This window comes from Paenibacillus artemisiicola, assembly GCF_017652985.1.
In the GTDB taxonomy this organism is placed as follows: domain Bacteria; phylum Bacillota; class Bacilli; order Paenibacillales; family Paenibacillaceae; genus Paenibacillus_Z; species Paenibacillus_Z artemisiicola.
Genome location: NZ_JAGGDJ010000003.1, coordinates 473,037 through 488,307 on the forward strand (window position 1 = coordinate 473,037; position 15,271 = coordinate 488,307).

Consider the following 15,271-nt stretch of genomic DNA (forward strand, 5'->3'; position numbering starts at 1 on the left):
GCATTTTGTCCGCAATTCTCGTATAATACCATGGAGGAGGTGAACCGGATGTCCGATGTATATGATCGTGTAAAGCGCATCGTTGTCGACCGCCTTGGCGTTGACGAGTCGGAAGTGACGCTTGAAGCTTCGTTTAAAGAAGATCTCGGAGCGGACTCTCTTGACGTCGTCGAATTGGTCATGGAACTGGAAGACGAATTCGATATGGAAATCTCTGATGAAGATGCAGAGAAAATTACGAGTGTAGGGGAAGTCGTTAACTACATAACTTCTCTGGCGAAGTAATAAAAAATGACAAGTCCCGTTGCAAAGCGGGACTTCTCTCCATATTGGTGCGATGCGAAAGATTTTGCATTCCTAACAGCTGAAAGCGCATTAGCGTTTTTATAGATAGAGCAGGGATTTTCGAGTCCCCATTTCGAGGTGAATAGACATGAAACAGAGAGTAGTCGTTACGGGCATGGGGGTTATGACTTCGCTCGGTTCCGAACTGGATACGTTTTGGGGCAATTTGATGGAAGGGAAGTCCGGCGTTTCGCAGATCGAAGCGTTCGACGTGACCGAATATCCGACCCGCATCGCGGCAGAGATCAAGAACTTTAACCCGGAAGATTACGGGATCGACAAGAAAGAAGCGCGCCGCATGGACCGCTTCGTGCAATTCGCGGTCGTCGCGAGCCAGAATGCCGTCAAGGATGCCGGCATCGGCATCGGTACGGACGTCGACGCGGAACGCATTGGCGTCATGATCGGCTCCGGCATCGGCGGCCTCGGCACGTGGGAGGACCAGCACAATATCCTGCTGGAGAAGGGTCCGAAGCGCGTCAGCCCGTTCTTCATTCCGATGATGATCGCGAACATGGCGTCGGGCCAAGTGTCCATGACTACGGGGGCGAAAGGCCCGAACAGCACGGCCGTCACGGCGTGCGCGACGGGAACGCACTCCATCGGCGATTCCTATAAATTGATCCAGCGCGGCGACGCCGACATGATGATTTGCGGCGGCGCGGAAGCGACGATCCGGCCTACGGGCTTGGCGGGCTTCTGCTCCATGCGCGCCATGTCGACGCGTAACGAAGAGCCCGAGAAAGCGTCCCGTCCGTTCGACGCGGACCGCGACGGCTTCATCATGGGCGAAGGCTCCGGCATCCTGGTGCTGGAATCGCTGGAACACGCGCAAAAGCGCGGCGCCCGCATCTACGCCGAAGTCATCGGCTACGGCATGAGCGGCGACGCCCATCATATGACGGAGCCGGATCCGGACGGCGCGGCCCGCTGCATGGCGAAGGCGCTCCGCGACGGCGGACTGGAACCGTCGCAGATCGATTACATCAACGCGCACGGCACGTCGACGCCGGTCGGCGACAGGTCGGAAACGACGGCGATCAAGAAAACGTTCGGCGAGCATGCGTACAAGCTGGCGGTCAGCTCCACGAAATCGATGACCGGCCATTTGCTAGGCGCGGCCGGCGGCGTGGAAGCCGTCATTCTCGGCTTGACCTTGACGAACGGCATTATCGCGCCGACGATCAACCTGGACAATCAAGATCCGGAATGCGATCTCGATTATGTGCCGAACGTGCCGCGCCAAGCGGACGTCAAGATCGCGTTGTCGAATTCGTTCGGCTTCGGCGGCCATAACGCGACGATCGTGATGAAGAAATATGAAGCATGATCATTTCGAAGAGCTGCAGCAACGCCTGCAGCTCCGTTTTCGTGCGAATAAGCTGCTTCGGCAGGCGTTCACGCATACCTCGTACGTCAACGAGCACCGGCAGAGCGGCACGGAGCATAACGAGCGGCTCGAGTTTCTCGGGGATGCCATCTTGCAGCTGACGGTATCGGAGTATTTGTACCGGACGTTTCCGGATCGGCCGGAAGGGCAGCTGACCCGCATGCGCGCCTCGATCGTGTGCGAGGCGTCGCTCGCGCGGTTCGCGGAGATGCTCGACCTCGGCAAGCATATTTTGCTCGGGCGCGGCGAGGAACAGCTCGGCGGAAGGCAGCGTCCCGCGCTGCTCGCGGATTTGTTCGAAGCATTCGTCGGCGCGATTTATTTGGATCAAGGATTGGACACGGTCCGGTCGTTTCTGGCCCTGCATTTGTTTCCGCATATCGACAACGACGGCGTCATGGTCGGCAAGGACTTCAAGTCGACGCTCCAGGAGAAGGCGCAGCAAGCGGGCATGGGCGCGATCGAATACCGCATCGTCGAGGAGCGCGGACCCGCGCACGACCGCGAATTCGTCGTCGAAGTCTTCATCGGCGAGACGGCGTACGGCTCCGGCAGCGGACGGACGAAGAAGGAAGCCGAGCAGCAGGCGGCGGCGGAAGCATGGCGGAAACTGTCGAAGTAACGGAATAGCGGCATGTTGAAAATTCTGGTTACCCCTGGTGCCGGGATTTTTTCATTTTTCAAGCGATCTTGAATGTTTGGGTTTTACTCCCAAATATGGGGTTGGGAACGACCGCTGACCGGCGCGTTCGACAAGGGTTTCGACGGATTTCGACCTGCCCTGAAGCGGCAAGTATGGTACAATAGGCGTTGAGGTGAAGGTAAGCGATGTTCCTGAAAAGGATAGAGTTGGCTGGATTTAAATCGTTTGCCGACAAGACGGAGCTGGAATTTGTCCGCGGCATTACGGCGGTCGTCGGCCCGAACGGCAGCGGAAAGAGCAACATCAGCGACAGCATCCGCTGGGTATTGGGCGAACAGAGCGCGAAGAGCCTGCGCGGCGGCAAAATGGAAGATATCATCTTCGCGGGAAGCGACGCGCGCAAGGCGGTCAATTTCGGCGAAGTTTCGCTGACCCTGGATAACGGGGACGGGGCGCTTCCGCTCGATTACAACGAAGTGACCGTGACGCGCCGGGTGCATCGCAGCGGCGAAAGCGAATACTTGATCAACAAGCAGTCGTGCCGACTGAAGGATATAACGGAATTGTTCATGGATACGGGAATCGGGAAAGAAGCGTATTCCATTATCGGACAAGGCCGGATCGAGGAGATTTTGAGCACGCGCTCCGAGGATCGCCGGGGGATTTTCGAAGAGGCGTCCGGAATCGTGAAGTACAAGTCCCGCAAGCGCGAGGCGCAGAAGAAGCTGGAGGACACGGAATCCAACCTGCTGCGCATTCACGACCTGGTCACGGAGCTCGAAGATCAGGTGGAACCGCTTCGCGTCCAATCGGAGAAGGCGATTCAGTACAAGCAGCTGCGCGATCAACTGAAAACCGCGGAAATCTCCATGTACGTACATAACATCGAGTCGGTGCACAAAACGTGGACGGAGTCGAACGCGCGGATGGGCAAGCTGCAGGAAGAGCAGCTGGCGCTGTCCACGGTCGTAAGCAAGCACGACGCCACGCTGGAGAAGGACCGTCTCAAGCTGCGCGACCTGGAAGAGTCGCTCGACCGGCTGCACGAGGCGATGCTGCAGTACAGCGAGGAATACGAGAAATGCGAAGGTTACGGCGAGGTGCTGAAGGAGCGCAAGCGCAACCTGGAGCACAACCGCGCGCAGCTGGATGCATCGCTCGCGGCGCAAAACGAGCGGATCGCCGCCTTGACCAAGGAAGAGGCGGAGTTCCGCAGCAAGGCCGCGCTGCTCGACAACGAGCTCGAGGCGCTGCGGAAGAAGCTGGTCGCGGAAGAGGCGCAGCTGCTCGGCACGAACGCGTCCGCTTCGGGCGACGCGGAGGAATCGCTCAAGGGCGAGCTGCTGGACGTGCTGAGCACGATGGCGCAGCTGCGCAACGAGATCCGCTACGCCATGCAGCAGGAAGAAGCGCTGCAGCGCCGCATGGATCGGCTCGGAGACGAGCATGCCAAGTGGCAGGAACAGCACGCGCAGCTGACGGCAAGGCGAACGGAACTGAACGATAAGCTCGAGACGACGCTTGCCGACATCAACAAGATGCGGAACCGCTACATCTCGGAAGCCGAAGGGCTGCAGAACGGCCAGAAGCTGCTGGAAGAATCGCAGACGGCCGCGCGCAAGTGGGAACAGAAGTTCGACGCGCTGACGTCCCGCCGCGATACGATGAAGGAAATGCAGGACGATCTGGACGGCTTCATGCACGGCGTCCGGGAAATCCTGAAGGCGTCGCGCCGCACGACGGGCGGGGTCGAAGGCGTGCACGGCGCGGTCGCGGAGCTCGTCCGCGTGCCGGAGAAAGTGGAGCTCGCGATCGAGACCGCGCTCGGCGGCGCGTTGCAGCACGTCGTCATGAACGACGAGCGCAGCGCGCGGGCGGCGATCGCGTTCCTGAAGTCGCGCCAGCTGGGCCGCGCGACGTTCCTGCCGCTCGACGTCATCCGCAGCCGGAACATTCCGGACCATGACCGCCGGACGATCGCGGGATTGGAAGGCTTCGTCGGCGTCGCGTCCGAGCTCGTGTCCTGCGACGCGAAATACGCGAACATCGTGGAGAACCTGCTCGGCAACGTGCTCATCTCCGAGACGCTGGAGCAGGCAAACCGAATCGCTTCCCGGATTCAATATCGGTTCCGGGTCGTGACGCTGGAAGGCGACGTCGTGAACGCCGGCGGTTCCATGACCGGGGGCAGCATTCAGAAGAAAGGCGCCAACCTGCTCGGCCGGCAGCGCCAAATCGAGCAGTTGGACGAGGAAATCAAAACGACGGACGAGCAGCTCGCGAAGCTGCGCGACAAGATCGGCGATTTGCGCAAGGAGCAGTCGATCCGCAACCAGAAGGTCGACGAGCTGCGCGAGCTGGGCGAGAAGCTGCGCATCGACGAGCAGCATCTGCGCGCGGAGCTGCAGTCCGTGGACAAAGAAAAGCGGATTTTGGACGAGCAGGCGCAGCTGTTCCAAGCGGACAGCGCAGGCCATAAGACCGAGCAGCAGCAGCTGAGCCATTCCGCCAAAGCGGCGGAAGAGCGGCTCGAGGCTCTGACGCGGGAGGAAGCGCGGCTTCAAGAAGCGATCCGCCAGGCGGAAGAACGGCGGAAGGCCGGCGAATCCGCGAAGGAGCAGCTGCAGGATCAGCTGACGGATCTGAAGATTTCGCTCGCGAAGACCGACCAGGAGAAAATGTCGTTCGAGGACCAAGCCGCCCGGATCCGTTCCGATATCGGACGGGCCAAGCAGGAGCTGTCGGGCATCCGCGACATGCTGCAGCGGCAGGACGAGGAGCTGCGTCTCCACGGCGAAGAGAGCGCCAAGCAGCTCGAGCAGCTGAACGCGCTTAAGCTGAAGAAGGACGGCTGCGCCGAGCAGACGGATCTGAAGCGCGCGGCGCGCGCGGAGCTGACCCGCGAGCTCGAGCAGGGCGAGAGCGAGACGAAGGAGCAGCGGGCCCAGCTGCGCAGCGTCGAAGACCAGCTGCGCCAGATCGAGATCGCGGTCAACCGGCTCGACGTCGAGCTCGACAACCTGCTGCGCAAGCTGAGCGAAGAGTACGAGCTCAGCTACGAGCTCGCCAAGGAGCGCTATCCCGTTCCGGAGGACGTGCTCGCGCTGCAGAACGAAGTGCGCGATTTGAAGCGGCGCATCTCCGGCCTGGGCGAAGTGAATCTCGGCGCGATCGACGAATACGAGCGCGTCAAGGAGCGTTACACGTTCCTGAACGACCAGAAGAACGACCTCATCGAGGCGAAGACGACGCTGTATCAGGTCATCCGCGAGATGGACGACGAGATGAGCCGCCGGTTCAAGACGACGTTCGAGGCGATCCGCGGGCATTTCGTCGTCGTCTTCGCGAAGCTGTTCGGCGGCGGGCGCGCCGACCTGATCATGGTAGAGCCCGATCGGGTGCTCGATAGCGGCATCGATATCGTCGCGCAGCCGCCGGGCAAGAAGCTGCAAAACCTGCAGCTGCTCTCCGGGGGCGAGCGCGCGCTGACGGCGATCGCGTTGCTGTTCGCCATTCTGCAGGTGAAGCCGGTACCGTTCTGCGTGCTGGACGAAGTCGAAGCGGCGCTCGACGAAGCGAACGTGGCGCGTTTCGCCCAGTATCTACGGGAATTCTCGGAACTGACCCAATTCATCGTCGTCACGCACCGCAAGGGCACGATGGAGGAAGCCGACGTGCTCTACGGGGTCACGATGGAAGAGGGCGGCGTCTCGAAGCTCGTGTCCGTCCGCCTGGAGGACGACGAACCGGTCTCCGCGTAATTGCTGCACCCGAACAACCGTTTCGAACGTATACAAGAAGCCGGAGCCTGCGCATGCCGCGCATGGCCCGGCTTTTGCGAGTAAAGGGATGGAGGTCCAAACATGAGTTTTTTTAAACGTTTGAAAGAAAGCATCGCCCAGAAGACCGAGGCGGTCACGTCCATTTTCAAGGAAGGCTTGACCAAGACGCGGACCGCGTTCGTCGGCAGAATCGAAGAGCTGATCCTGCGCCGGAAGAAGATCGACGAAGCGTTTTACGAAGAACTGGAAGAGATTTTGATCGGCGCGGACGTCGGCGTGAACACGGTCATGCAGCTGATCGACGAGCTGCGCGCGGAAGTGAAGAAGCGCAAAATCGAGGAAGCGTCCGAGCTGCAGCCGATTTTGTCCGAGAAGCTGGTGGAGCTGCTGAAGGGAAACGCGGCGACGTCGCTGCGCATGGCGGATCAGGGGATGACCGTCATTCTGTTCGTCGGCGTCAACGGCGTCGGCAAGACGACGACGATCGGCAAGCTCGCGCATAAATTCAAGTCCGAAGGCAAATCCGTCCTGTTGGCGGCGGGAGATACGTTCCGAGCCGGCGCCATCGAGCAGCTCGAGGTGTGGGGCAAGCGCGTCGGCGTCGACGTAATCAAGCAGGAATCCGGCGCGGATCCGGCGGCGGTCATGTACGATGCTGTCCACGCGGCGAAGCAGCGGGGCGTCGACGTGCTCCTGTGCGACACGGCGGGCCGGCTGCAGAACAAGCATAACTTGATGGAAGAGCTGAACAAGATCTTCCGCGTCATCCAGCGCGAGGTGCCGAACGCGCCGCACGAGGTGCTGCTCGTGCTCGACGCGACGACCGGCCAGAACGCGCTCAGCCAGGCGAAGCTGTTCGGCGAGAAGAGCGGCGTGACGGGCCTCGTGCTGACGAAGCTCGACGGCACGGCGAAGGGCGGCATCGTCATCGCGATCCGCAACGAGCTGGATTTGCCGGTGAAGCTGGTCGGCTTGGGCGAGAAGATGCAGGATCTGCAGGAATTCGATTCCGAGCAGTTCGTGCACGCGCTGTTCGGCGGGCTGCTGCAAGCCGCAGAGGACGAAGCCGAAGCGGACCGGAATTAGGTGACAAGGAATTCAGCTTGACAGGGCATAGGCCGCTGCGCTATGATAGTCGTCGTGGAAATGGTGTAAAGGCGTTTGCCTTGACGCAAAGGAGCGGATCGCATGAACATGCACGAAACCGATGCCCTGGCGAAAACGAACCGGATCAACATGCTGTTCGATTTTTACGAAACGCTGCTCACGGAGAAACAGCAGACGTTTCTGAAATATTATTTTCATGACGATTACTCGCTCGGCGAGATCGCGGCCGAGTTCGATATTAGCCGCCAAGCGGTCTACGAGCATGTCAAGCGCGCGGAGGCCGTGCTCGAGAGCTGCGAAAGCAAGCTGCAGCTGCTCGCCAAGCATGAAGCGGCCGAGCGGTGGCTGGCCAAGCTGGATCAAATGGCGGAGCGGATCGCGGGAGACAGCGACATGCGCGCCGAGCTCCTGGCCATCGCGCAGGGGCTTCGCGGCGAAGGCGGAAGCGCTACATAAATTATTTTCAGGAGGTGACGTCCATGGCATTCGAAGGGTTATCCAGCAGGCTGCAGAACGTGTTCGGCAAATTGCGCGGCAAAGGGAAAGTGACGGAGGATGACGTCAACGAGGCGATGCGCGAGGTGCGCTTGGCGCTGCTCGAAGCCGACGTCAACTTCAAGGTCGTCAAGGATTTCATCGCGAAGGTGAAAGAACGCGCGATCGGCCTCGAATTGACGAAGAGCTTCACGCCCGGCATGGTCGTCGTCGACATCGTTAATAAAGAACTGACGGAGCTCATGGGCGGCACGAACACGAAGCTCGCCAAAGCGAACAAGCCGCCGACGGTCATCCTGATGGTCGGCTTGCAGGGCGCGGGCAAAACGACCTCGTCCGCCAAGCTCGCCAAGCTGCTCCTTAAAGAAAAGCATAAGCCGCTCATGATCGCGGGCGACATTTACCGTCCGGCCGCCATCAAGCAGCTGCAGGTGCTGGGCGAACAGATCGGCGTGCCGGTCTTCACGCTCGGCGACCAGACGTCGCCGGTCGAGATCGCCCGCCAAGGGCTTCAGCTCGCAAAGGATAACGGCCATGACTACGTCATCATCGATACGGCGGGCCGGCTGCACATCGACGAGGCGCTGATGACGGAGCTTCGCGACATCCACGAAGCGACCAAGCCCGACGAGGTGCTCCTCGTCGTCGACGCGATGACGGGCCAGGAAGCCGTCAACGTCGCCCAGAGCTTCCACAGCCAGCTCGAGCTGACGGGCGTCGTGCTCACGAAGCTCGACGGCGATACGCGCGGCGGCGCGGCGCTGTCGGTCAAAGCCGTCACCGGCTGCCCGATCAAATTCGCGGCGACGGGCGAGAAGATCGAGCCGCTCGAGCCGTTCCATCCGGAACGGATGGCGTCCCGGATCCTCGGCATGGGCGACATGCTGTCGCTGATCGAGAAGGCCCAGACCGCCATCGACGCCGAGAAAGCCGCGGAGATGGAGCGCAAGATGCGCACGGCGGAATTCACCTTCGAGGATTTCCTCGAGCAGATGGAGCAAGTGCGTAAGCTCGGACCGCTCGACCAACTGCTCGACATGATGCCGGGCATGGGCAAGATGAAGGACATGAAGAACTTCAAAGTCGACGAGAAGCAGATCGGCCGCGTCGAAGCGATCGTCAAATCGATGACGAAGGAAGAGAAGCGCAAGCCCGAAATTCTCAACCATAGCCGTCGCAAGCGCATCGCGTTCGGCAGCGGAACCTCCGTCGCGGAGGTCAACCGGCTGATCAAGCAGTTCGACGACATGAAAAAAATGATGAAGCAGTTTTCGTCCATGATGGGGCCGAAAGGACCGAAGGGCGGCCTGAAAGGGCTCAAGGGCATGCTTCCCAAAGGGATGAAATTCCCGTTCTGACCGCTTGGTTCCGGACAGGCGAAATTCTTTGAAGGAGGTGAATTCTCATGGCAGTACGTATTCGTTTGAAACGCATCGGTGCGCACAAGGCGCCTTTCTACCGCGTAGTGGTATCCGATTCCCGTTCCCCGCGCGACGGTCGCTTCATTGAAGAAATCGGGACTTATAATCCGGTTGCTCAACCGGCTCAAGTCAGCATCGATGAAGAGAAAGCTCTGAAATGGCTCCAAAACGGAGCGCAAGCTTCCGATACGGTCCGCAACCTGCTTTCCAAAGCGGGCGTAATGACGAAGCTTCACGAGCTGAAACTTCAAAAATAACCTACTCGGTGCGGGGGGCCTATTGTGATGAAGGACTTGATTCTTGTCATAGCGAAGGCTTTAGTGGATAACCCGGAGGATGTGCGCGTCGACGTGAAGGAAGACGATCGCGGCACCGTTTACCTGCTGTCGGTCAATCCCGACGACGTCGGGAAAGTGATCGGCAAGCAGGGGCGGATCGCCAAAGCGCTGAGAACGGTCGTCGCTTCGGCGGCCGTCAAATCGCAGAAGCGCGTCATGGTCGATATCATTTCGTAGCGATCGTGCATCGAGACAGGGCTAGGATGGCTATCCTAGCTCTTTTTCGATGCAAAATACGAATAAGGCAGGAGACAACGCATGAATCAACAATGGCTATCGGTCGGGAAGCTCGTCAACACCCACGGCATCCGCGGCGAAGTGAAGGTCATCTCCCAAACCGACTTTCCCGAGGAACGGTTTGCGCCGAAGTCCAAGCTGACGCTCTTGAACGAAGAGAACGGGCAGCAGCTGGACGTGGAAGTACAGAGCGCAAGAGAGCATAAGGGCATGTACTTCTTGAAGCTGAAGGGCTACGACAACATCAACGACGTCGAGAAATATAAAGGCTGGGCCTTGAAGGTCCCGAAGGAAGACATGGTCGAGCTGGAGGAAGGCGAATATTACCATCACCAAATCATCGGCTGCGCCGTCGTGACGGACGAAGGCGCCGACCTTGGCGTCATTACGGAAATTTTGGTGCCTGGCGCGAACGACGTGTGGGTGGTTCAGCCGAAGAAGGGCAAGCAGGTCCTGATACCCGTCATCGACGAGGTCGTGCTGGACGTCGACGTGCCGAACAAGACGGTCAAGGTTCATCTGATGGAAGGGCTGATCTAAGACATGCGCATCGACGTCTTGACTCTGTTTCCGGAGATGTTCGAAGGCGTCTTCGGCGCCAGCATTCTCGGCAAAGCCCGGGAAAAGGGAATCGTCAGCCTGAACGCGGTTAACTTTCGCGATTACGCGAACAATAAGCATAATACGGTGGACGACTATCCGTACGGCGGGGGCGGGGGCATGGTGCTGAAGCCCGAGCCGCTGTTCGCGGCGGTCGAGGATCTCGTGCCGGAAGGCGGAGCGAAGCCGCGCGTCGTCCTGCTCTGCCCGCAAGGCGAGCCCTATACGCAGCGGAAGGCCGAGGAGCTGTCGGCAAGCGAGCATCTGGTGTTCGTCTGCGGCCATTACGAAGGCTACGACGAACGGATTCGCCAGCATCTCGTGACCGACGAAATTTCGGTCGGCGACTACGTGCTCACCGGCGGGGAACTGCCGGCCATGGTCGTCATCGACAGCATCGTCCGATTGCTTCCCGGCGCGCTCGGCAACGAGAATTCAGCCGTGACGGACTCCTTCAGCACCGGGCTGCTGGAGCATCCGCACTATACGCGCCCAGCGGTTTTCCGGGGCTGGGAGGTGCCGGAGGTGCTGACGTCCGGCCATCATGCCAACGTGGAGACCTGGAGGCGCCAACAATCCATTTTGCGGACGCTGGAACGCCGTCCCGAGCTGCTCGAAACCGCGGAGTTGAGCAAAAAAGAACGGCTTTGGCTGGCGGAACGCATCAAGGAGCGGGAGCTTCAGGCGCAGTCCGCGTCCGATGCAGAAAAATAAGGGATTCGGCGGATCTCGTTATTGTGTTCTAGGCGGGATTGTGTTAATATATCAGATGTTGCTTTGTTAACTCGGACGGTCCGCTATAAGCGAAGATCCGGCCTTCCTAGCGAAACCGGTAGCTTATAAGAACGTCTATGGTGGAAGGAGTTGAAATCAAATGAATCTTTTGCAAACTATTGCGCAAGAAAATCTTCGTACTGACCTTCCAAGCTTTCGCCCGGGCGATACGCTTAAGGTACACGTAAAAGTCATCGAGGGATCCCGCGAACGGATCCAGCTGTTCGAAGGCGTCGTCATCAAGCGTCGCGGCGGCGGCATCAGCGCTACTTTTACGGTACGTAAAATTTCGTACGGCGTTGGCGTTGAAAGAACGTTCCCAGTGAACTCGCCGAAAATTGAGAAGATCGAGGTTGCTCGCCGCGGTAAAGTCCGTCGCGCGAAACTGTACTATCTTCGCAATCTTCGCGGCAAAGCTGCGAGAATCAAAGAAATTCGCTAATGCACACGACAAGAGGGGGACTTGCGCAAACAAGTCCCTTTTCGCTTTTTTACGTTTAAATTTCGGAAGGCGGCCGGCGGCAAAAAAGCAGGCAAATCCAGCCTGGCGAAACTTGCCGCGCCGAAAATCCGTTTATTTCTTACATAGCTGACCATTGTATCGCATCGGCGAGCAAGGCTAATATTCCTGCACAGAAGAGGGTGTAATCATGGACCAACAACATCGCAATGACGAACAGCAAGTCGAGCAGGAAAGCGTAAAGCCTGAGGAGCATCGGGATGTCGTTGACGGCACGGATGCCCCCGATTCGCCGAACAAGCCTCCGGTCAAAGGCAAGGCGCAGAAGGAGCTGTTCGAATGGGTCAAGGCGCTGGCCATCGCGGCGATTCTCGTCCTGGTCATCCGCTACTTCCTGTTCGCGCCGTTCATCGTGGACGGGCCGTCCATGGAACCGAACTTTTACACCGGCGAGCGGCTGATCGTCGACAAGGCGATCTTCGAGCTGCGCAAGCCGAAGCGCGGAGAAGTCATCGTATTCCACGTGCCGGAAGAAGGCCGCGATTTCATCAAACGCGTCATTGGCGTTCCCGGGGATAAGATCAAGTACGAGGACGACAATCTGTACGTGAACGGCAAACTCGTCGACGAGCCGTACTTGAAGGAATCGATCGCGGCCGCGAAGGCGAAGGGCGAGATATTCAACAATAACGGCGGGGAAGAACGGAACTTCCCGAATTCGAATTTCGACACGGACGTCGTGCCTCCGGGCCACGTGCTCGCTTTCGGGGACAACCGCCGCAACAGCAAGGACAGCCGGATTATCGGCTTCGTCGACGACAAAGAGATCGTCGGCCGGGCGGACGTTATTTTTTGGCCGCTCGATAAATTGGCTTTCGTGAAACAAGGATGAGGTGAATGTTCGGCATGACGATACAGTGGTTTCCCGGCCACATGACGAGAGCAAGAAGGGAAATCCAAGAGAAGCTGAAATTGATCGATATCGCGATCGAGCTTCTGGATGCCCGCGTACCGCTTTCGAGCCGGAACCCGATGGTGGACGAGATTTTGCACGGCAAGCCGCGGTTGATCCTGCTGAACAAGGCGGATTTGGCCGATGCGCGGACGACGGAGCTGTGGCGGGCGCATTTTGCGAACTTAGGCTATGCCAGCCTGGCGATCGACGCTTCGACGGGCAGCCGGGTGAATGAAATTCCGGCCAAGGTGCGAGAACTGCTGCACGAGAAGATTGCCCGGCAAATTGCCAAAGGCATGACGCCGCGCGCGGTGCGCGGACTGATCGTCGGCATCCCGAACGTCGGCAAATCGACGCTGATCAACCGGCTCGCGGGCCGGAACATCGCGGCGACCGGGGATCGCCCGGGCGTCACGAAAGGCCAGCAGTGGATCAAGGTCGGCACGGAAATGGAGCTGCTCGATACGCCGGGGATTTTGTGGCCGAAGTTCGAGGATCAGCTCGTCGGCTACAAGCTGGCGATGACCGGAGCGATCAAGGAACAGGTGCTGAACGTGGAGGACGTGGCGTTCTTCGCGATCAAGGAGCTGGCGGGCCGCTATTGGGACGCGCTCGCGGAACGCTTCGGCCTGACGGAGCCGCCGCGGGATCCGGAGGATAATCAGGAGCTCGTGCGCGTCATGGAAGACATCGGGCGCAAGCGGGGCTGCCTCGTCAGCGGCGGCCGCGTCGATTTGGAGAAAGCGTCGGGCATTATTTTGCGCGAGCTGCGCGCGGGGAACTTGGGCCGCATCACGCTCGAGTCGCCGGAAGATGCGCGTTAAGGAGAACGGCTGCCTTGTATAGACGGGGCGGCCGTTTTTTGTTGGCATGCGGAGTTGAAAGGCGGCGCGAGAAGCAAGAAGCAGCTTTGGAGATGGAGGCAAGCGCATTAAGGCATCTAAGAAGCGGGCCGAAAGCGACCCAGGGAGCTTTAGCTACTTGTTCGTTTGCGCGGATTTGCCAGCCATCATTCAAGCTCAAGGTCATGACAAACGAGGCGGCGCTTGCGATAATAGAGGAACGCGAAACCGCTTGCCCGTGTACCGTACATAATTGCTTGGAGAAGCGTTTTCGGATATTGATATAGCGAAGATCCGGCAGGCATGGGGAGAGATCTATCGGGATCCGCCGGATGGACGGGACATGCAGACGCGGCCCTTAGGCGTCGCGTTGGTGGAGGGAGGAGAGAACGGCATGTTGGAAGAATTCGAGAAGCCGTTATGGGAGCAAGGCATCCGCGGCATCGCCGGCATCGACGAGGTGGGACGGGGATGCCTGTTCGGCGACGTGGTGGCGGCTGCCGTCATTTTGCCGGAAGGATTGGTGCTGGAAGGGGTCAACGATTCCAAGAAGCTGACGGAGAAGAAGCGGGAGGCCTTATATTGGCAGATCGTCGACTGCGCGGAAGCCTGGTCGGTCGCCCGCGTCGACGCCGCGACGGTGGATGCGATCAACATAAAACAGGCCGCGCGGCTGGCGATGAAGCAAGCCGTCGCGTCGCTGGGCGTTCAACCGGCTTACTTGCTCGTCGATGCCGAGAAGGTGGACGTCGACGTGCCGCAGGAGGCGATCGTCAAAGGGGACGCAAGAAGCCAATCCATCGCCGCGGCATCCATTCTCGCGAAGGTGACGCGGGACCGGCTGTGCTGCGACGAATGGGATAAGCTGTATCCCGACTACGGCATTGCGATACATAAAGGGTACGCCACGAAGCTGCACCGCGAGAAGCTGCTCGCCTACGGCCCTAGCCCGATGCACCGGCAAAGCTTCCTCGGCAAGCTGTTTGCGGAGCAGCAGGCATTGTTTTAAGGAGCCGGAAGAAAGACGGCGCTTAAGCGATGCGGATGCAACGATGGCACGCTGGGTGATTGCGTGAAGGGATGATTGCGTAATTGCGTGATGGTGGTCGTAGGCTTGGATTCTGCGGCCGATCTCATAGGCTCTGTGCAGTAGACCGTTGCGCGACGCGTATTCGGCCATTGATTTGCCGCGCATGCGGCGGGGGGTTCAGCCGGGCGGCGGTTTGGCCGATAAAAGGGCTATAGGTTTTGCGCAAGCGGAAGGAAGTGCGGCACATGTCGATGTCGATCGGACAATTAATGAAAGGCTTGGTCGGCGATGCGCAGGCCGGGGACGTCCGCGCGCTCGAGCTGAAGGCGGGGCAAAAGGTGCGCGGCGTGCTGGTGAAGATGACCGGCGACCAGGAAGGCATCGTGCAAATCAACGGCGTGGCCGTCCAGGCGAAGCTGGACGCGCCGCTCGAGCCCGGCAAGGCGGTGCTGCTCCAGGTGCAGCCGGAATCCGCTGACGGCGCGCTCGTGCTGAAGCAGGCGGAGCCGGATGCCGGCCCGGCGCCTGAGGCGAGCGTCAAGGCGTGGATCCAGGCGCTCGGGCTGCCGGATACGAAAGCGTCCGCGTCGCTGGTCGCCGAGCTGCGGAATGACGGGCTCGCCTTGACCCGCGACGCGGCGAGTCAATTCAAAGCCGCGCTGGCCGCCCTGCCTGCCGGCGGCGATGCGCAGTCTTGGCTGCGGGCGGCCGCGCTGGCGTTCAAGCGCGGCCTGCCGATGACGGGCGCGACGATCGGCGCGCTTCAGCAGGTGCTTGCCGGGCCGCCGGCGCACGCGCTGCTGGACGCGCTGGAGGCCGGGCTTGCCGCTTGGCGCGGCACGGGCGCGGAGC

The 15,271-nt window shown here is 59.9% G+C and carries 15 protein-coding genes and 1 pseudogene; all 16 read left to right on the forward strand.

Annotation, left to right across the window (positions count from 1 at the left end; all coding sequences use genetic code 11):
* Positions 1–48: 48 nt before the first annotated feature.
* Positions 49–285 (forward strand): acyl carrier protein, encoded by a 237-nt coding sequence (gene acpP, locus I8J29_RS08305; RefSeq protein WP_090637695.1) that lies wholly within the window; start codon positions 49–51, stop codon positions 283–285.
* Positions 286–433: 148 nt separating this feature from the next.
* On the forward strand, positions 434–1,675 hold the full coding sequence (fabF, locus tag I8J29_RS08310) for a beta-ketoacyl-ACP synthase II (protein WP_208847130.1): 1,242 nt from the start codon (positions 434–436) through the stop codon (positions 1,673–1,675).
* On the forward strand, positions 1,665–2,357 hold the full coding sequence (gene rnc / locus I8J29_RS08315; protein WP_090637691.1) for a ribonuclease III: 693 nt from the start codon (positions 1,665–1,667) through the stop codon (positions 2,355–2,357). Before fabF ends, rnc begins: the two co-directional genes overlap by 11 nt.
* A 206-nt stretch (positions 2,358–2,563) precedes the next feature.
* A complete protein-coding gene (gene smc, locus I8J29_RS08320) occupies positions 2,564–6,139 on the forward strand; it encodes a chromosome segregation protein SMC (RefSeq protein ID WP_208847131.1) in 3,576 nt (1,191 codons plus the stop codon).
* A 102-nt stretch (positions 6,140–6,241) separates the two neighbouring features.
* Positions 6,242–7,246 (forward strand): signal recognition particle-docking protein FtsY, encoded by a 1,005-nt coding sequence (ftsY, locus tag I8J29_RS08325; RefSeq protein WP_208847132.1) that lies wholly within the window; start codon positions 6,242–6,244, stop codon positions 7,244–7,246.
* Positions 7,247–7,354: 108 nt separating this feature from the next.
* Positions 7,355–7,723: a putative DNA-binding protein gene (locus I8J29_RS08330; RefSeq protein ID WP_208847174.1), complete on the forward strand. Its 369-nt coding sequence runs from the start codon at positions 7,355–7,357 to the stop codon at positions 7,721–7,723.
* Between the two features lie 23 nt (positions 7,724–7,746).
* Positions 7,747–9,120: a signal recognition particle protein gene (gene ffh / locus I8J29_RS08335; RefSeq protein ID WP_208847133.1), complete on the forward strand. Its 1,374-nt coding sequence runs from the start codon at positions 7,747–7,749 to the stop codon at positions 9,118–9,120.
* A gap of 47 nt (positions 9,121–9,167) precedes the next feature.
* Positions 9,168–9,440 (forward strand): 30S ribosomal protein S16, encoded by a 273-nt coding sequence (rpsP, locus tag I8J29_RS08340; RefSeq protein ID WP_208847134.1) that lies wholly within the window; start codon positions 9,168–9,170, stop codon positions 9,438–9,440.
* A gap of 27 nt (positions 9,441–9,467) precedes the next feature.
* Complete coding sequence (locus tag I8J29_RS08345; protein WP_090637681.1) at positions 9,468–9,698, forward strand: KH domain-containing protein; 231 nt, start codon at positions 9,468–9,470, stop codon at positions 9,696–9,698.
* A gap of 81 nt (positions 9,699–9,779) precedes the next feature.
* The gene (gene rimM / locus I8J29_RS08350; RefSeq protein WP_208847135.1) at positions 9,780–10,298 is read left to right on the forward strand and encodes a ribosome maturation factor RimM; all 519 of its coding nucleotides are present in this window, start codon (positions 9,780–9,782) and stop codon (positions 10,296–10,298) included.
* A gap of 3 nt (positions 10,299–10,301) precedes the next feature.
* Positions 10,302–11,072 (forward strand): tRNA (guanosine(37)-N1)-methyltransferase TrmD, encoded by a 771-nt coding sequence (gene trmD, locus I8J29_RS08355; protein WP_208847136.1) that lies wholly within the window; start codon positions 10,302–10,304, stop codon positions 11,070–11,072.
* Positions 11,073–11,232: 160 nt separating this feature from the next.
* A complete protein-coding gene (gene rplS, locus I8J29_RS08360) occupies positions 11,233–11,574 on the forward strand; it encodes a 50S ribosomal protein L19 (RefSeq protein ID WP_090637675.1) in 342 nt (113 codons plus the stop codon).
* 208 nt (positions 11,575–11,782) lie between these two features.
* A complete protein-coding gene (gene lepB, locus I8J29_RS08365; protein WP_090637674.1) occupies positions 11,783–12,484 on the forward strand; it encodes a signal peptidase I in 702 nt (233 codons plus the stop codon).
* A gap of 14 nt (positions 12,485–12,498) precedes the next feature.
* Positions 12,499–13,371: a ribosome biogenesis GTPase YlqF gene (gene ylqF / locus I8J29_RS08370; protein ID WP_208847137.1), complete on the forward strand. Its 873-nt coding sequence runs from the start codon at positions 12,499–12,501 to the stop codon at positions 13,369–13,371.
* Between the two features lie 412 nt (positions 13,372–13,783).
* Positions 13,784–14,398, forward strand: coding sequence for a ribonuclease HII (locus I8J29_RS08375; RefSeq protein ID WP_208847138.1), 615 nt, complete (start codon positions 13,784–13,786; stop codon positions 14,396–14,398).
* A 266-nt stretch (positions 14,399–14,664) separates the two neighbouring features.
* Positions 14,665–15,271 (forward strand): annotated as a pseudogene (locus I8J29_RS08380) (hypothetical protein); the annotation flags it as partial.